Origin of the sequence: Dongia deserti, assembly GCF_003574735.1 — a bacterium.
Taxonomy (GTDB): domain Bacteria; phylum Pseudomonadota; class Alphaproteobacteria; order Dongiales; family Dongiaceae; genus Dongia_A; species Dongia_A deserti.
Genome location: NZ_QORW01000005.1, coordinates 310873 through 327916, shown reverse-complemented (window position 1 = coordinate 327916; position 17044 = coordinate 310873). Strand labels below are relative to the sequence as shown.

Here is a 17044-nt window from a genome sequence, read left to right as displayed (position 1 = left end):
ACCAGTGCTGCGAAGATGCCTGGCGCTCATCGGCATGTTCTATGGCAGAGGCCGAAACGTCCACCAGGACGTGCTGTGGCTCGGTGCCGCTCTCTAGTTGGTCACTTCCTGCTCGACCTTCTCGACGTCCTTCTGCAGGCCGCTACCGATACTCTCGACACCCTTTGCGGCACCCTTCAGCGTGTTGCAGGCGGTCATGGCCGGCAGCGCCGCGACCAAACCCACCACAAGCGCCCAGCGGGCCCATTGATTCGCGATACGCATGGCTGACCTCGTGCTCCGTGTCTCGAAAACCACAAATGCTGATGATAAGCCTTCTAGCCCGCCTTGGGCAATCTGACCAGCACCCGCAAGCCGCCTTCGGCGCGATTGGACAGGACAATGGTCCCGCCATGCGCCAAAACGACGCTGCGGGCGATGGCAAGGCCGAGGCCGGCACCACCGGACTCGCGGTTGCGGGATTCCTCCAGGCGCACGAACGGGCGGAAGACATCGTTAAGGCGATCTTCCGGAATGCCCGGCCCGGTGTCGTCGACCGTGACTTCGACCGCGCCGCCTCGATCGTGCAGCGCGATCTCGGCCGTGTTGCCGTAGCGAACGGCGTTCTCCACGAGATTATTGAAACAGCGCCGCAGCGCGACCGGACGCCCGCGCAGCGAGCAAGCTTCGCGCGTCGTTAGCCGTGCGGGCGGATGGCTTTCCGCCACCTCCTGGAGCAGCACCTGCAGATCGATGTCAGCAGTCGGCTCGTTGTCGCTGTCCTCGCGCGCAAACATCAAGGTGGAGCGGATGATCGCCTCCATCTGATCGAGGTCGGTCAGCATCTTCTGCTGCTCCTCCGCATCCTCGACGAACTCGGCGCGCAGGCGCAGGCGCGTGATCGGCGTCCGCAGATCGTGCGAGATGGCGGCGATCATCTGGGTGCGGTCTTCGATCATGCGGCGGATGCGCCGCTGCATCTGGTTGAAGGCGCGCGCCGCCTGGCGCACCTCGTCGAGGCCAGCCACCGGCACGTCGCCCGGTTTGGCGCCGCGGCCCAGCTGCTCCGCCGCATTGGCAAGGCTTGCGATCGGCCGCGTGATGACGCGCATGGCCCCGATGCCCAACGCCATCACGGCGATGATGCCCAAAGCGAGCGCCAGCAGATGCGACCATGAGGAGAAAGGCAGGCTCTTGACTGAGGCGAAACTGAAGTTGAGCCACGTCCCGTCCAGCAGTTGAAGCGAGACGGTAAAGGTCTCGCCGCGGTCCTGCAGCGATAGGATCTGATCGCTCCTTTTGTGCTCATCACTCCATAGGCTCGGGATCCACGACCACAGATGATCCGTGCCGCTATCCGGGCCGATGCCGTAGTTCACGCGTAGGTCGCGCCAGCGCATGTCGATCAGCCGCGCGGCGATGACGTCGCGCAGGCGCGCCGTCCGGTTGTCGGGCGGATGCGCGTTATCGACCATGCTAGCTGGCGTCGCGGCAATGAAGAGAGACGAGCCGCTGATGGATTCGGCGATCACCGGCCGCAGCGGCGGCGCGGAATGGTCCAGGAAGCGCGCAACGGCGGCGATGCGCTCGGCAGCGCGCAGATCCTCCAGCGCCGCGATCGCTTCGTCCCGATTAAATGCGTGAAAGGCGGAGACCGAGATGAGCGACAGCGAAATGCCGGCAGCCAGCACCAGCGCAAACCAGCTCAGCATGGAATGCGGCACCAGGCGGCGCAGCATGCGCGTCAACCTTTCGCAGCCGGCTTGGCGGAGCCAGACCTGGCCGTGTCGGAGCGCGTCACGCCGGCGGTGAACATGTAGCCGCCGCCGCGCACGGTGGCGATCAGCGCACCGCTCCCAGGTGCCGCATTCTCCAGCTTGCGGCGCAGGCGGCCGATCTGCACATCGATGGAACGGTCGAACAACGATGCCGCGCGGCCCTTGGTCAGGTCGAGCAGGCGATCACGGCTCAAGACCCGCTGCGGGCGTTCGACCAACGCCAGCAGCAGATCGAATTCGCCGCCGGTCAAGTCGACCGGCTGCCCGGCAGGGTCGAGCAGCTGGCGGCGGCCGGGGCTGATCGCCCAGCCGTCAAACGCCAGTGTGACCTCGGCTTCGGCTTCGACGCCGACCACCGCCGGCGCGCGATCATCCGCCCGGCGCAGGATGGCGCGGATGCGCGCCAGCAGCTCGCGTGGATTGAACGGCTTAGGCAGGTAATCATCGGCGCCCATCTCCAGCCCGATGATGCGGTCGGTATCTTCCGAGACCGCGGTCAGCATCAGGATCGGAATGGTCGTGGTGGCGCGCAGCTGGCCGCACAAGGTGAGGCCGGAATCGCCCGGCAGCATGACATCGAGCACGATGAGGTCGATCTTGGACTCATCCAGCATGCGGCGCATCTCGCGCCCGTCGGCTGCCACACTGACCCGAAGGCCGTTCTTGGTCAGGAATTTCGACAAGAGGGAGCGGATCTCCCTGTCGTCGTCGACCACCAGGATATGGGGGGAGCGGTCCATTCAGGCTTGCCCGAGACAGTGGTTCCAGCACGTTGGATGAATGCACCTGACCCGACGCCGGTAACAGCGGCCATTGCTGCATTGTAACGAATTGTAACAGGGCCCGTCCCGGTCGCAATCCGTTACCAAAACCGGCTTCCCAGGACACTGGCATGTTACCCGAGAGGCCCAACTTGTCCCTCAACAGGCTGCGCATGGCAGTCAAAACGATCGGAGGTGGCAATGAGTTCTCTTTCATCTTACGTCGGGTCCGGTCGCGCCCGAGCTATCGGCGGGATCGCCGCCGCGACCATTCTAGGCGCCGCCGTCGCCGCGCCGGGATATGCCGCGTCGGCTCCGGACAGCTTCGCCGACCTGGCGCAGAAGGTCTCTCCAGCGGTGGTCAATGTCTCCTCGACCCATGTGATGTCCGAGCAGGGCGTTCCAATGCCCTTCAACCTCCCACCGGGCTCGCCGTTCGAAGAATTCTTCAAGCACTTCCAGGGCCCGCAAGGCATGCAGCCCCAGCGGCATGAGCGCAAGGTCACGTCGCTCGGCTCCGGCTTCATCATCGATGCCAGCGGCTACATTGTAACCAACAACCACGTGGTCGATGACGCCAAGGACATCGAGGTGACGCTGACCGACGGCAGCGACTATCCCGCGAAGGTGATCGGTACTGATGCCAAGACCGACCTGGCGCTGCTGAAAGTCGAATCCAAGAAGCCCCTGCCCTACGTCACTTTCGGCGATTCCGACAAGGTGCGGACCGGCGACTGGGTGATGGCAGTGGGTAACCCGTTCGGGCTTGGCGGAACGGTCACGGCGGGCATCGTCTCGGCGCGCGGCCGCGATATCCACCAGGGTCCGTACGACGACTTCCTGCAGATCGACGCCCCGATCAACCAGGGCAATTCCGGCGGTCCGACCTTTTCGACCGACGGCAGCGTAGTCGGCGTCAACACCGCGATCTTCTCGCCGAGCGGCGGCTCGGTCGGTATCGGCTTCGCCATTCCGTCGAACCTTGCCAAGCCGATCATCGCGGAGCTCAAGGAGCAGGGTCGCGTCGACCGCGGCTGGCTCGGCGTTGCGATCCAGGAACTGACCCCGGACCTGACGCAGGGCATGGGCCTCAGCTCCGACAAGGGTGCCCTGATCGCTTCGGTGCAGCCAGGCAGCCCGGCGGCCAAGGCCGGCTTGAAGCAGGGTGACGTCGTGCTGGGCTTCGACGGTCAGACCATCGACTCGCCCAAGGACCTGTCGCGCGTCGTTGCCGAAACCGCGAGCGGCGCCACCGTGCCGGTGAAGGTCTGGCGCGACGGTTCGGAGCGCACGGTCGACGTCACCATCGCCAAGATGAAAGACGAGGTCGCGAGCGCCGACCAGAGTCGTCCCGACCACAGCGGTGGCCCGGCGGCGACCGACACGGTCCAGCAGCTTGGCGCAGTGCTGGCGCCGGTGACGGATGAAACCCGGCAGCAGTTCGGCCTCGCCGATGACACGCAGGGCGTGCTGATCGCTGACTTGGAGCAGGACAGCGCGCTCGCCGAGCAGGGTGTTCGCCCGGGCGACGTGATCGAGCGTGTGAACAACCGCAAGGTCACGAGCCCGAACGACGTGAGCGATGCGCTGCGCAAGGCACATGCCGATAACCGTTCGGTCGCGGTAATGCTGATCGACCGGGACGGTAGCGATCACTTCGTCGCGGTGCAGATCAGCCAGTCGTAAGGAGTGAAGTAAGAACGGTTCCCTAGGATCTCGAGCATGCCCCCCAACAAAGCTCGAGATCAACCGGCGGCCCTCATCCCCTCAGCTTGATCCCGGCTGAGTGGGCCGCCGAAAGTCCGGCGCGGTCTTCTCCCCCAAACTGTCCCGGGAGACCGCGCCGGTTCCTTTTCGCCCTCCCATTTCACACTGCCTTTTCACCGTGCGCGGCGGCGCGAAGGACGCTAGCTTTTGCCTGCGAGTCGGTCACCGTCCGAGTCGGTGGCTGGCGTTTTGAAACCGGGGGAAGCTCCTTGTCTCAGCCGCTCCGGAAGGAGTTCGAGGCGATCCAGAGCCGTTGGCAGGAGTTGTGCCGCAACGGCCACTTGCCGACGCGCGCAGATTTTCCGCCCGAAAGCCTCACGCCCTGGATGGGCCACATCCAGATCGTCGAGCGGGTGAACGAAGGCGACCAGGTGCGGCATCGCGTGCGCCTGGTCGGAACGCGCATTGTCTATTACGAGGGACGTGACAATACCGGTCTGTTCCTCGACGACGTGATCCCCACAGACCAGCGTGACGAAATCCTGGAGCCCTATCGCCGCTGCGCCGATACGCGCGCACCGGTCTACGGCGCATTCTATAGCTGCTCGGAGGCAGCCATTTCATCACAGCTCGAGCGGCTGATCCTGCCGCTAGCGACGGACGGCAAGACGATCGACCAGTTCCTCGTCGCGATCTATCGCGCGGGTACTTGAGGCGGGCACAAGACCCGGCCATCCAAGCCTGCTTCAGATCAACGCATCCAGGCGTGGATCACTGGGTCGACACTTACGTCGGCCGATGGGAGTGGGAGCGCGCAGGTGGTAGCGATTGTCGGCTGCGTACGACCTTGCTAGGGTGACCTGTCTTTCCAGAGCGGAGCGGCAGTCATGACTTCAGCGCGGTTGATGCGGATATTTCCCCATGCCGGCGGCGATGGGCTGGAGGACTGGGGCGAGATCCCGGCAGCGGACGTCAAATCCGGATCGCCGAAGCAGCACGGGCGCTACTACTTCAACGCGCCGGATATCGGTCTGAGTGCGGGCGTGTGGGACTGCACCGCCTTCGAAGGAACGATGGGCCCCTACTCGGTCGACGAGTTCATGTTTCTGCTCGAGGGCACCGTGACGGTGACGGAGGCCGATGGCCGCGTCACGCGGGTCGAGGCCGGCGAGAGCTTCATCATTCCGCGCGGGCTCAATTGCGCCTGGAAGCAGGATGGCTATGTCCGCAAGATCTTCGTGATCTATGAGAATCCCGCGATGCCGGTGCCCGCCAAGCCATCGGCGGATCATGTGATCAAGATGGATCTCGCCGCCAGGCTGGAACCCAGCGCCGGACCCGACCCCGCCATCTTGAATGGGCCGGAGCCGCGCTGCGCCGAGCGTGTTGTCTATACGGATGCCAGCGGGCAACTCGCGATCGGCCTGTGGTCGGCGACGCCCTATGATCGCAAGGCAGCGCCGTTCGGCCGGTATGAACTGATGCATTTCCTGGAAGGCCAGGTGGAACTCCATGACGGCGGAACCAGCGGCCAGGCGTTCCAGGCGGGCGAAACGATCTTCGTGCCCAAGGGCGTGCCGCTTGGCTGGCGCAACACGAGCGACGTGAAGAAGATCTTCGTGATCCTGATGCCGAAGCAGTGAGGACGATGTGACGGATCCCGACACCTGCGATCTCTTGATCCAACGAGTCTCGCTGTTCGACGGTTCGGGCGCGCCGCCTTATGTCGGCGATCTGGCGGTTATCGACGACAAGATCGTGGTGATCGGCGATCTGCACAACTGGCGTGCACGCGAAAAGGTGGATGGCCAAGGACTGGCACTGGCGCCGGGATTCATCGACGTCCACACCCACGACGACCGCGCGCTGCTGATCGGCGACATGGCGAACAAGACCAGCCAAGGTGTCACCAGCGTGGTGGTCGGCAATTGCGGCATTTCCCTCGCGCCGCTCTCGCTGCGCGCGGCGCCACCTCCGCCTTTGGACCTGATCGGCACGCAGGCCGACTACACTTACCCCACCTTCGCGGAGTACATGGACGCACTGGATCGGCAGCCGCCGGCAGTCAATGCAGCGTGCCTAGTCGGGCATTCGACCTTGCGCGTCGGGACGATGGATCGGCTGGATCGACCGGCCACGTCGGATGAGATCGCCGCCATGCGCGCGAAGTTGCAGGAGGCACTGGAGGCTGGCGCGATCGGGCTTTCGACCGGGCTCGACTATCAACCAGCGGAAGCGGCCCCGACCGAAGAGGTGCAGGCGCTGGCACAACTGCTGAAGCCGGCGGGTGCAATCCATACCACGCACATGCGCAGTGAAGGCGACCATGTGACCGAGGCGATGGACGAGGCCTTCGCGATCGGCAAGTCCGCCGACGTGCCGGTCGTGATCTCCCACTTCAAGGTGCATGGAAAGGCGAATTTCGGCCGTTCGGTCGAGACCCTGGCGAAGTTCGATACCCAGCGGCTGCGCCAGCCGCTGGGGCTGGATGCGTACCCTTACTCCGCATCCTCGACCGTGCTGAAATCACAGGAGCTCAGCGAGGCGCCCAAGGTGATGGTGACCTGGTCGACACCGCATCCCGAAGCGACGGGACGCATGCTCGACGAGCTTGCGACGGAATGGGGCTGTTCCCTGGAAGAGGCTGCGAAGAGGCTGCAACCGGCGGGCGCGGTCTATTTTGCGATGGATGAAGCGGACGTGCGGCGCATCCTCAGCTATCCGCACACCATGATCGGATCGGACGGGTTGCCGCACGATACCCATCCCCATCCACGCCTGTGGGGCAGCTTTCCGCGCGTGTTGGGGCACTATGCGCGCGAGGTGGGCCTGTTCCCGATGGAAGAGGCAATCCGGCGCATGACGTCGCTGCCGGCGGAGCGCTTCGGCCTCACCGGCCGCGGCCGCCTGAAGCAGAACTACGCCGCCGATCTGGTTCTGTTCGATCCGCAAAGCGTGAAGGACCGCGCGACGTTCGAGAATCCCAAGCAGGTTTCAGATGGCATCGTCGCAGTGTGGGTCAACGGAAAAGCGGTGTGGCGCGACGGCAGACCGACGGGCGCGCGACCCGGCCGCGCATTGCGGCGACAGCAGATGCAGACAGCACTTTCCTAAAATTCGATTGATCATCTGCATCACTTTTATAATGAATTTCTTGGTACTGCGATCTCATACATCGACCTGTATCGCTTCGGCAGTTCAGCGCCAAGCTTAACCAAGAAAAGTTAGATTCGATTAAGAAATTGGCCGCACGGTGGGGGTGTTCGTCGCGGGCCGTACGCATGGCCTCGTTGAACGGAGTGCTGGCGAAACCAACAACGAGAGTATCCATGTCGATCTCACCTCGCCTTGCGCGGCTTTGGCTCGGCCCCGTATTGCTCGCGCTTGCCGTGACGGCGACGGGCAGCGCCCGGGCCGATGACGGCATCCTCAACTGGATCGTCCGATCGATTTCCTTCAATGAGGATGGCGATGTCATCCCCGCATCGGCGATGCAAGTGCCGCAGGTCGGCACAGCACTCGCGAGCGGACAGCAGATTTCCACGGCCGGCGGCCAGCATATGGTCTTGGTCAACGGCCGCGATCTTGTGGAGATAAGCCCCAACACCACGCTTGTCATCGGCGACTCCGATTCCACGACATCGGACCCCAATCTCAATCTCGTCACCGGCACGGTTCACGTGGAGGTGGGAAAGCGCACGCCGGGGCAGACCTTCTCCGTCGGCGCGACCTATCTGGTAGCGACGGTCAAGGGCACGCAGTTCGACGTGAGCACGTCAAGCGCCGGCTCGGCCGTCTCCGTCACGGAAGGCGTCGTCGGCGTATCGTCGCTGCGGACGGGGAAGAGCGTCGATGTCACCGCCGGCAACACTGCCACGGTTAGGCGCGACGCGCCCGACGCGCCATCGCTCGTGCCGACCAACCGTTCACCCAGCAGCGTGGGCGGTGACACCAGCACCGCAAGCGCCGGCGCCAAATCCGGCAGCGACGGCGGTTCGGATGGCTCGGGCTCAGGCGGGTCGGGCTCAGGCGGGTCGGGCTCAGGCGGGTCGGACTCGGGCAGTTCAGATTCCGGCGGGTCGAGTTCCGGCAGCTCGGGCTCCAGTGATGGGTCGAGCGGCGGCGTCGGGGGTGCAGTCGGCGATACCGCGGACGCTGTTGGCGGCGCCGTCGGCGACACAGCGGATGCCGTGGGCGGCGCTGTCGGCGATGTGACCGGCGCCGTTGGAGATACCGTCGGCGGCCCTGTCGGTGGCGCGGTGTCCGGCGTGGGCGGTGCGGTCGGTGGCGCGGTGAGCGGTGTCGGCGGTGCGGTCGGTGGCGCCGTAGGCGGCCTTGGCGGGGCCGTTGGCGGATTGCTCAAGTAGCGATCGCCCGTGTCGCTCTCCCGCGCAGTGCGTCCGCTTCGGCGATACGGCCCGCGGCTCTTGCGCTGGTGCATCGGGCTCGCGGTCTGTGCGAGCATCGCCGCGCTCTATTTCACGGGCTCGCTCGCCTTCATCGAGCGTCCGCTGGCCAGCGCCCGCTTCCAGCTCGTGAAATCCGAGCCGTCCGGCGAGATCGTGCTGGTCGCGATCGATGCCCGCAGCCTGCGGGAGATGTCAGTCTGGCCGTGGCCACGATCCTGGCACGCCACGGTCATCGATCAGCTGCACGCAGCGGGCGCGCGCCAGATCGCCGTCGACATCGACTTCAGCGCAAGCTCTAGCCCGGGCGAGGACGACGCCTTGGCTGCGGCTTTGGCCCGCGCCGGCGGCACTGTCATCCTGCCGATCTTCGAGCAGCCCGCCGATGCCAAGAACAACGTGGCGGCGACTGCGCCTTTGCCGCAGTTCGCGCAGCATACGCGGATCGCATCCGCCAACGTCCGGCCGGACAGCGACGGAATCGTGCGGCGCCTGTCTCGCGTGGAATTGTGGTCCGGCACTCTGGTGCCGACCATGGCCGCCGCCGCCGCGGGTCTGCAGCCGAGCGCCATCGGCAGCTACTACATCGACTTCAGTTTCCGGCCGCAGGAGTTGAAGACCGTTTCCTATGTCGACGTGCTGCGCGGTGCGGTCGACCCACAAACCTTCGCGGGCAAGACCGTCCTGATCGGCGCTACTGCACTGGAGCTTGGCGATACGGTCGCCACACCGGCCGGTGGCGTGATGCCGGGCGTAATGCTGCAAGCGCTCGCAACCGAATCGCTGCTGCAGCAGCGCGACCTGCACAAGGTCTCGCGCTGGCTTGTGCTCGTGGTTGCCTGCATGCTGTTCTTCCTAATCGAGGCGATCTGCCGCGATCGTGGTTGGGTGCATGGCCTTGCCGCCGGAGGTGGCGTGCTGATCGCGGTCCTTCTGCTGCCGCTGGCGGTGCAAGCGAACCTGCCGCTGATGGTCGACACCGCGCCCTGGCTTGCGGCCCTGGCGGCTGCGTTCCTGGTGGCCATATTCGAGAAGCTGCGCGACCTCGATCTTCGGCTGATCGGCCAGGCGATCCTGCTGCGCCGCACGGACGCGCTGATGCGGCTGGTCGTTCAGAACAGCTATGACGGGCTTCTGATCATCGACGAGAACGGTATCGTACGCTCCGTCAATCCCGCAGTGGAGCGTATGCTGGGCCAGCCTGGCAAGGAGCTCGCCGGTCAGCACTTCTTCGACGTGATCGCGACGCCGAGCCACCAGCCGCCGATCCACAGCCTCTCGCGCATGGCCTACGCGGACCGCCCGAGCCAGGTGGAGTTGACAAGGCCGGACGGTACGACGCTGATCGCGGACGTGGCGCTGACGCGCCTGCCCGATCATCCGAATGCCGCATTCGTGGCGCTGCTGCACGATGTCACCGAGATGAAGATGCGCGAGGCGGAGCTGCGCGCAGCGCGCGACCAGGCGGAAGCCGCTAGCAACAGCAAGAGCCAGTTCCTGGCCAATATGAGCCACGAGCTGCGCACGCCGCTCAACGCCGTCATCGGCTTCTCGGAGATCATGAAGACCGAGCTGCTGGGGCCGATCGGGACCGAGACTTATCGCGGCTACAGCGAAAGCATCCACGACAGCGCCAAGCACCTGCTCGGCATCATCAACGACATTCTCGACATATCGTCGATCGAAGCGGGCACGCCGCGCTTGCATGAAGGCATCCATGAACCGGAGCAGATCTGCCAATCGGTGGTGGCGCTGGTGGCCGGCCGCGCCGAGACCGCGAAGGTGACCCTGGCTGTTCACGTCGATCCGGCCGCCGACCTGCTGTTTGCGGATGGACGCATGATGAAGCAGATGCTGATCAACCTGGTCGGGAACGCCATCAAGTTCAGCCCGAAGGGCGGCCTCGTCGAGATCCGTGTCACGGCGGCGAACGCCGAGCCGCACAGCGGCGTGATCTTCGCCGTCGCGGATCACGGCATTGGCATCGCCAAGGAAGACGTCCCGCGGATCCTGAAGCCGTTCGAGCAGGTCGAGACTGCCTTCGCCCGCAATTTCGATGGCGTCGGGCTGGGCTTGCCGCTGGTGAATTCAATGGCGCGGCTGCACGGCGCCGCGCTCACCATCGACAGCGAACTCGATGTCGGCACCACGGTGTCCATCCTGTTCCCGGCCGCCCGGACACGACCTCGCCCTTCCCTGGAAACCGAAGCCGCGCCGACTGGGGAATCCGAGCGACCCGCCGCCGAGGAGCGCAAATTGCGGATCGTCGCGGCGCAGTGAGCGTCAGCGGCGGGGCTTGGCCTTCGCCTTTTTCCAACCGAGGCCGCCGATCACCTCGACCGCGCAGCGCGCAGCCAGTTGGGCACCGAGGCCGTTCACATCGAAATCAGGGCCGAGGCACGCCATGTCGAACCCGATGACAGGCGGCCCCTCCTCGATCGCCAGGCGCAGCGCCTGCAGGATCTCGCGTGCGGTGAGACCGGCCGGATCGGGGTATTTCTGCGCCGGCAGGAAGGCGGGATCGATCACGTCGAGATCCAGCGAAAGATAGAGCGCGTCGACATCGCGGCAGATGCGCGCCAGCGCTTCGCGCACGCACTGGCGGATCCCCTTCTCTTCCACGTCCTGCAGAGTCCAGACGCCGATGTCGAGCTCGCGCGCTGCCTCATGCCAGGCCAGCGAGTTGCGCGTGCCGCGGATGCCGATCTCGGCGAAGTTCGCGGGATCGAGATAACCGCCCTCGAAGCAGCGGGCCCATTGCGAGCCGGCCCAGTAGCGCGGCTCCCACGCCAGGTCGTAGTGCGAATCGAACTTCAGAACGGCGATGCGCTGCTTGCGCTGGCGCACCACCGAGCGCACGCCGACATAGGGAATGGTGTCGTCGCCGCCTAGCAGGATGAGCGCCTTGTCCCTGCCAATCAGGCGTTCGATGCGGTCACCCGCCTTGTGCAGCATGACTTCCGCGTCGATCTCGTAATCGACGCGGATGTCGCCGCCGTCGGAGACCTTGATCCAATCCGCGATCTGGAAATCCGGTCCGCGCTCCGGAAACAAGCCGCCGGAATGATCCAGCGAGTAGTAGATCGCGTTGCGGCGGATCGCAGCCGGCGCGCCGGTCGCGCCGGTGCGCGAGTAGATCGCAGCCTGATGGGTCGCCTGTGCCGGCAGGAAACGGCGCGGATCGAGGATCTTCACGCCCTCATACGGCAGGCCGACGACCACGACATCCGCATCCGGCACCTCCTCGGCATGGGGCGCTTCCATGAAGGTCGGCACGTCCTCATAGAGAATGCGCTCCACACGCCGCACCACGCGATAAGGCGATTGCGCGGCCCTCGCCGATGCGCGCTGAAAGGCGGCTGCAATGGCGGCCTTGCTTTTCCGCGCAGGCGCGACCTGGCGCGGTGCCGACTTCTTTCCTTTAGATGGCATGTTGGATCCCCGTTCGTGTCGCAGCCGATACTGCCCAGGGATCGGCGCGATTGTCACGCTCTCCCGGCGTACAGGAGAAGAGATTACTCCATCGCCCGCAGAGCGCCGTCCGTGGGGTCGAGATAAAGCGTTCGCTTCGCGCCGGTGTTGTCGGTCGCCTGCACAACATAGCACTTCCGCTCGTTGGGCTTGATCGCACCGACATTCGTAAAGCCGTGCTGTTCCAGCATCGCCTTCACCTGCGCCGGCGGCAGCCACGCGGATTTGTCGGCGGTCGTGCATTGCACGTCGGCGGCGTAGGCGGTCGACGTCACAGCCAAACAGATTGGCACCAATAGGAGTATTCTTGAAACCGGCATGGATTGTTCTGTCCGAAGAGCCGTAGTCTTGCGTGCGAAGCGATCATAAATCATCGTGGCGGACCTTCAATCGGCCTTTTCCCGATCTGGTGGACCTCTTGCAACCGCCGGCCGTAATGTCCAACTTGGATAACCAAGCAATCAAGACTGCTCCTCTTCTGTGGATCACGATCTCATGGCGAGCGATGTGGATTCAGAAAGCAAGCTCATCTATGGGAAGCTGGCGGCCTGGCTCGCCGTGCATGCCTTGGGCGACACCGGGCTGGATGAGAGCGGGCGCCCGCTGAACAATATCGGCGCGCTGCCCTTTCCGGACTTGTTCGCAGGCTATTGCATCCGAATGGCGGAGTGGATTTGTCCGCTCTGGCGTTGTACGCTCGGGCTCGAAGTGCTCAATCCAGAGCTCAGCGGGTCGCAGCTCATCTGGCGCGATGGTGCGCTGACGCGCACCGAGATCGACCGCGCCGGCGTGATGTCGCGCGCCGATTACCTGAAGAGTCCCATCTATGTGGTCGACACCACCAACCGGCCGTTCCGGTGGCGCAAGCCGGACCCGCTGCCTGACATGGAGATTATTCAGCGGTTCCAGGAGTTCGGCCTAACCGATTACTTCGCCATGCCACTGCCGTTCCAGGATGCGACGCGCACCTGCGTCATGACCTTCGCCAGCACAGACGAAGGCGGGTTCTTCGACCTCGAGGTTGAGCGGCTGCAGATGGCGGCGCGGATCTGGTCATCGGTGGCGGAGCGCTGGCTTCTTCGCCACATCGCGCTCGACCTGTTGACGCACTATCTGGGCCGCGTGCCTTCTGAGCGGGTCTATGCGGGTCAAATCGAGCGCGGCGACGTCGCGCGCATCGAGGCCGCGATCCTGATCTGCGACCTGCGCGGTTTTACGACGATGACCGACCGGGCGCAGCATGGCGAGATCGTGACGTTGCTCAATCGCTGGTTCGAAGCGATCGGCGCCGCGATCGGCGCCCATCGTGGCGACATCCTGAAATTCATGGGCGACGGGCTGCTGGCGGTGTTTCCGCTGGAGGAGAGCCGCGCCACCACCTGCGACCGAGCGCTTGATGCTGCGCTGGCGGCCTTGGCTGGGACGGATACCCTGAATGCGGATCTCGCCAAGGAAGGACGCTCAGCGCTCGCGTTCGGGATCGGGCTGCACTGGGGCGAGGTCGAGTTCGGCAATATCGGCACGCGCGACCGGCTCGACTTCACAGTGATTGGCCCGGCCGTCAACCTCGCCAGCCGGCTGCAAGAGCTGACGAAGATTGTCGGCACGCCCATTCTGGCGTCCGCCGATTTCGCGGCAGCGACCAACCGCACGCTGCACGGCCTGGGCGGGCGGCGCGTGCGGGGATTGGGCGGCGGAGTCGAAGTCTTCGCGGCCTTGCCGGTCTGACGCTACTCGACCCCGTCCGCCACGATGAACTGGCATTCCGTGGCGTTGAGCCGGAGGGGAAGGATCTTCTGGTAGCCGGGCGAGTTGTACCAGTCCTCCGCCGCCTTGCGCGACGGGAACTCGAGCAGGGCGATACGCTCGAACGGCATCTCGCCTTCCCAAGCCGTGAACTTGCCGCCGCGCACCAGGAACTTGCCGCCATAGGCTTCGATCGTGGGCATCACTTGCTTGCGATATTCCTCGAACATCTTCGGGTCGTGCAGGCGCTCATAGACGATGCAGTAGGCTTTCATCGAACCGCTCCTTCCCGGAGACGTTGCAGTGTGCGACGCTCATCCCACACGTCATCCGGGACAGCCGCGAAACGACGTGATTCGGGATCCATTGAGCCGCCCGCACGAGCAGCTGAGAAATGGACCCCGGCTCCAGGCCGGGGTGACGGTAGAGTTGGTTGCCGTCGGCTTAGCATAACGCGGTCAATGTTAGCTGATAGAGCCCGGCTTAGCACCTCATCCCTCGCCCTTGCGGCCATCGGAGCCGGAGAGCGTGGCCTGGGCAGCTGCCAGCTTGGCGATCGGCACGCGATAGGGCGAGCATGACACATAGTCCAGCCCGACCTTGGCGCAGAAGTGGACCGACGCGGGATCGCCGCCATGTTCGCCGCAGATGCCGATCTTCAGCTTGGGGCGGACCTTGCGGCCGCGTTCGGTGCCGATCTGCACCAGTTCGCCGACGCCTTCGACATCGATGCTGATGAACGGGTCCTTCTTAATGATGCTCTGGCGCTCGTACGCAGTGATGAAGGACGCCGCGTCGTCACGGCTGAGGCCATAGGTCGTCTGCGTGAGATCGTTGGTGCCGAAGGAGAAGAACTCCGCCTCCTTGGCGATCTCGCCCGCCAGCAGGCAAGCGCGCGGCAGTTCGATCATGGTGCCGATCATGTACGGGAGCTTGAAGCCGGCCGCCTTCTCCACTTCAGCCGCGACGCGTTCCACCACGGCCTTCATCAAGGTCAGCTCCTTGGGGATGCCGACCAGCGGGATCATGATCTCCGCATCGACCGTCTCGCCGATCTCCTTGTGCACGGCGGCGGCGGCTTCGAAGATCGCGCGCGCCTGCATCTCGTAGATCTCTGGATAGGTGATGCCGAGGCGGCAGCCGCGATGGCCGAGCATCGGGTTGGTTTCGCGCAGCTGCGCCGTGCGGGCAGCGACCGCATCGGGCGTGACGCCAGCCGCCTTGGCGATCTCCGCCATTTCCTCCCGCGAGTGCGGCAGGAATTCGTGCAACGGCGGATCGAGCAGCCGGATAGTCACAGGCAGGCCGCGCATGATCTTGAACAGCTCCACGAAATCCTGGCGCTGCATTGGCAGGATCTTGGCGAGTGCCTTCTTCCGGCCTTCCACCGTGTCGGCCATGATCATCTCGCGCACCGCGACGATGCGGTCGCCGTCGAAGAACATGTGCTCGGTGCGGCAGAGGCCGATGCCCTCCGCCCCGAAATCCCGCGCCGTACGGGCGTCGGACGGCGTATCCGCATTGGTGCGCACCTTCAATTTGCGCACCTTGTCGGCCCAGGACATGAGCGTCGCGAAATCGCCGGACAGCGACGGCTGGATGGTCGGGATCTGGCCGATCATCACTTCGCCAGTGCCGCCGTCGATGGTGATGATGTCACCTTCGGCCACGCGCTGGCCCCTGACTACCATGAGCTTCTTGCCGGCATCGACCCTGATGTCGCCGGCGCCGGAGACGCAGGGGCGTCCCATGCCGCGCGCCACCACCGCCGCGTGGCTGGTCATGCCACCGCGGGTGGTGAGGATGCCGACAGCAGCATGCATGCCGTGGATGTCTTCCGGGCTGGTCTCGACCCGCACCAGGATGACGTCCGCGCCCTTCGCGGCGCGATCCTCCGCGTCGTCGGCGGTGAACACGACCTGCCCGGAGGCGGCGCCGGGACTGGCCGGCAGGCCGCGCGCGACCACTTCCTTCTTGGCCTTGGGGTCGAGGGTCGGATGCAGCAGCTGGTCGAGCGAAGCCGGGTCGATGCGCGCGACGGCGGTCGCTTCGTCGATCAAGCCTTCATTGCAGAGGTCGACCGCGATCTTCAACGCAGCGGCGGCGGTGCGTTTGCCGTTGCGGGTCTGCAGCATGTAGAGCTTGCCCTGCTGGACCGTGAACTCGACATCCTGCATGTCGCAATAGTGCTTCTCGAGCTGCGCGCGCACCTGGTCGAGCTGCTTGAAGACGGTCGGCATCACTTCTTCCATCGCGGGCAGCGTCGAGTTGTTCGCCTTCTTGCCGGCGATGGTCACCTGCTGCGGCGTGCGGATGCCGGCGACCACATCCTCGCCCTGCGCGTTGACGAGATACTCGCCGTAGAATTCCTTGGCACCGGTGGAGGGATTGCGAGTGAAGGCCACACCGGTGGCGCAATCCTCGCCCATGTTGCCGAACACCATCGCCTGGACGCTGACGGCGGTCCCCCAGTCCTCGGGTATGTGGTTCAGCTTGCGGTAGGTGACCGCGCGCTGGATGTTCCAGGAGCCGAAGACGGCGCCGATGGCGCCCCACAGCTGCTCCTTGGGATCCTGCGGGAAGGGCTTGCCGATCTCCTCCTCGACTTTCGCCTTGTAATCCTCGATCACCTTCTTCCAGTGCTCGGCCTTGAGCTTGGTGTCGGTGTCGAGGCCGAGGTCGGATTTGTGCAGCTCGAGGATCTCCTCGAAGCTGTGATGCTCCGCACCCAGAACCACGTTTCCGTACATTTGGATGAAACGCCGATAGGAATCATAAGCGAAGCGTTCATCGCCCGATTGCTTGGCAAGGCCTTTCGCGGTCTCGTCATTGAGGCCGAGATTGAGGACGGTATCCATCATGCCCGGCATGGAGACGCGTGCGCCCGAGCGCACGGAGACCAGCAGCGGCTTCTTGGCGTCGCCGAACTGCGCACCGACGATGGTCTCGATCTGGCGCAGCGCATCCTCGACCTGCACCTTCAGGTCCGCGGGATAGGTCTTTCCGTTGGCATAGAAATAGGTGCAGACCTCGGTCGTGATGGTGAATCCAGGCGGTACCGGCAGGCCCAGCGCGCTCATCTCCGCAAGATTGGCGCCTTTGCCGCCCAGCAGGTTGCGCATGTCCGCACTGCCTTCCGCGGAACCACCACCGAACCGATACACCCACTTCGCCATCTTCACTCACCCTTCGGTCG

At 64.8% G+C, this 17044-nt stretch carries 14 protein-coding genes; 7 read left to right on the top strand and 7 right to left on the bottom strand.

From position 1 onward, the window contains the following. Window positions 1-93: 93 nt before the first annotated feature. The 3 genes from DTX69_RS30085 to DTX69_RS10310 are packed head-to-tail and all read right to left on the bottom strand — an operon-like array spanning window position 94 to window position 2497. On the bottom strand, window positions 94-264 hold the full coding sequence (locus DTX69_RS30085) for a hypothetical protein (protein WP_162917060.1): 171 nt from the start codon (window positions 262-264) through the stop codon (window positions 94-96). Window positions 265-317: 53 nt separating this feature from the next. Beyond that, window positions 318-1718 carry an ATP-binding protein gene (locus DTX69_RS10315; protein WP_119301443.1) on the bottom strand — a complete coding sequence of 467 codons (1401 nt, stop codon included), beginning with the start codon at window positions 1716-1718 and terminating at the stop codon, window positions 318-320. A 5-nt stretch (window positions 1719-1723) separates the two neighbouring features. Then, complete coding sequence (locus tag DTX69_RS10310) at window positions 1724-2497, bottom strand: response regulator (RefSeq protein ID WP_119301442.1); 774 nt, start codon at window positions 2495-2497, stop codon at window positions 1724-1726. Window positions 2498-2719: 222 nt separating this feature from the next. Here DTX69_RS10310 and DTX69_RS10305 point away from each other — a divergent pair, with 222 nt between their 5' ends. The 6 genes from DTX69_RS10305 (at window position 2720) to DTX69_RS10280 (ending at window position 10911) form a co-directional block, all read left to right on the top strand. Next, complete coding sequence (locus DTX69_RS10305) at window positions 2720-4204, top strand: DegQ family serine endoprotease (RefSeq protein ID WP_119301441.1); 1485 nt, start codon at window positions 2720-2722, stop codon at window positions 4202-4204. A 290-nt stretch (window positions 4205-4494) separates the two neighbouring features. Continuing rightward, window positions 4495-4938, top strand: coding sequence for a PAS domain-containing protein (locus DTX69_RS10300; RefSeq protein ID WP_162917059.1), 444 nt, complete (start codon window positions 4495-4497; stop codon window positions 4936-4938). A gap of 174 nt (window positions 4939-5112) precedes the next feature. Continuing rightward, on the top strand, window positions 5113-5868 hold the full coding sequence (locus tag DTX69_RS10295; RefSeq protein WP_119301439.1) for a cupin domain-containing protein: 756 nt from the start codon (window positions 5113-5115) through the stop codon (window positions 5866-5868). A gap of 7 nt (window positions 5869-5875) precedes the next feature. Next, complete coding sequence (locus tag DTX69_RS10290; protein WP_119301438.1) at window positions 5876-7339, top strand: N-acyl-D-amino-acid deacylase family protein; 1464 nt, start codon at window positions 5876-5878, stop codon at window positions 7337-7339. A 215-nt stretch (window positions 7340-7554) separates the two neighbouring features. Then, window positions 7555-8592 carry a FecR family protein gene (locus tag DTX69_RS10285; protein ID WP_162917058.1) on the top strand — a complete coding sequence of 346 codons (1038 nt, stop codon included), beginning with the start codon at window positions 7555-7557 and terminating at the stop codon, window positions 8590-8592. 9 nt (window positions 8593-8601) lie between these two features. Next, complete coding sequence (locus DTX69_RS10280; RefSeq protein ID WP_119301436.1) at window positions 8602-10911, top strand: CHASE2 domain-containing protein; 2310 nt, start codon at window positions 8602-8604, stop codon at window positions 10909-10911. Between the two features lie 3 nt (window positions 10912-10914). Here the strand turns inward: DTX69_RS10280 and DTX69_RS10275 are convergent, their stop codons facing one another. Further along, window positions 10915-12063, bottom strand: coding sequence for an arginase family protein (locus DTX69_RS10275; RefSeq protein ID WP_119301435.1), 1149 nt, complete (start codon window positions 12061-12063; stop codon window positions 10915-10917). Between the two features lie 83 nt (window positions 12064-12146). Then, the gene (locus tag DTX69_RS10270; protein ID WP_162917056.1) at window positions 12147-12395 is read right to left on the bottom strand and encodes a PepSY domain-containing protein; all 249 of its coding nucleotides are present in this window, start codon (window positions 12393-12395) and stop codon (window positions 12147-12149) included. A gap of 202 nt (window positions 12396-12597) precedes the next feature. Between DTX69_RS10270 and DTX69_RS10265 the strand changes: the two genes are divergently transcribed. Continuing rightward, window positions 12598-13830, top strand: coding sequence for an adenylate/guanylate cyclase domain-containing protein (locus DTX69_RS10265; protein ID WP_162917055.1), 1233 nt, complete (start codon window positions 12598-12600; stop codon window positions 13828-13830). A 2-nt stretch (window positions 13831-13832) separates the two neighbouring features. Here the strand turns inward: DTX69_RS10265 and DTX69_RS10260 are convergent, their stop codons facing one another. Both DTX69_RS10260 and ppdK read right to left on the bottom strand, forming a co-directional pair. Further along, a complete protein-coding gene (locus DTX69_RS10260) occupies window positions 13833-14123 on the bottom strand; it encodes a DUF1330 domain-containing protein (RefSeq protein ID WP_119301432.1) in 291 nt (96 codons plus the stop codon). A 216-nt stretch (window positions 14124-14339) separates the two neighbouring features. Then, entirely contained in the window at window positions 14340-17024 is a 2685-nt protein-coding gene (gene ppdK / locus DTX69_RS10255) for a pyruvate, phosphate dikinase (RefSeq protein ID WP_119301431.1), read from the bottom strand. Window positions 17025-17044: the final 20 nt, after the last annotated feature.

Bases quoted from the DNA above. Each gene is read 5' to 3' on its own strand.
- DTX69_RS10315 (WP_119301443.1), bottom strand. From the start codon at position 1,718: ATGCTGCGCCGCCTGGTGCCGCATTCCATGCTGAGCTGGTTTGCGCTG.
- DTX69_RS10275 (WP_119301435.1), bottom strand. From the start codon at position 12,063: ATGCCATCTAAAGGAAAGAAGTCGGCACCGCGCCAGGTCGCGCCTGCG.
- DTX69_RS10310 (WP_119301442.1), bottom strand. From the start codon at position 2,497: ATGGACCGCTCCCCCCATATCCTGGTGGTCGACGACGACAGGGAGATC.
- ppdK (WP_119301431.1), bottom strand. From the start codon at position 17,024: ATGGCGAAGTGGGTGTATCGGTTCGGTGGTGGTTCCGCGGAAGGCAGT.
- DTX69_RS10285 (WP_162917058.1), top strand. From the start codon at position 7,555: ATGTCGATCTCACCTCGCCTTGCGCGGCTTTGGCTCGGCCCCGTATTG.
- DTX69_RS10265 (WP_162917055.1), top strand. From the start codon at position 12,598: ATGGCGAGCGATGTGGATTCAGAAAGCAAGCTCATCTATGGGAAGCTG.
- DTX69_RS30085 (WP_162917060.1), bottom strand. From the start codon at position 264: ATGCGTATCGCGAATCAATGGGCCCGCTGGGCGCTTGTGGTGGGTTTG.
- DTX69_RS10295 (WP_119301439.1), top strand. From the start codon at position 5,113: ATGACTTCAGCGCGGTTGATGCGGATATTTCCCCATGCCGGCGGCGAT.
- DTX69_RS10260 (WP_119301432.1), bottom strand. From the start codon at position 14,123: ATGAAAGCCTACTGCATCGTCTATGAGCGCCTGCACGACCCGAAGATG.
- DTX69_RS10305 (WP_119301441.1), top strand. From the start codon at position 2,720: ATGAGTTCTCTTTCATCTTACGTCGGGTCCGGTCGCGCCCGAGCTATC.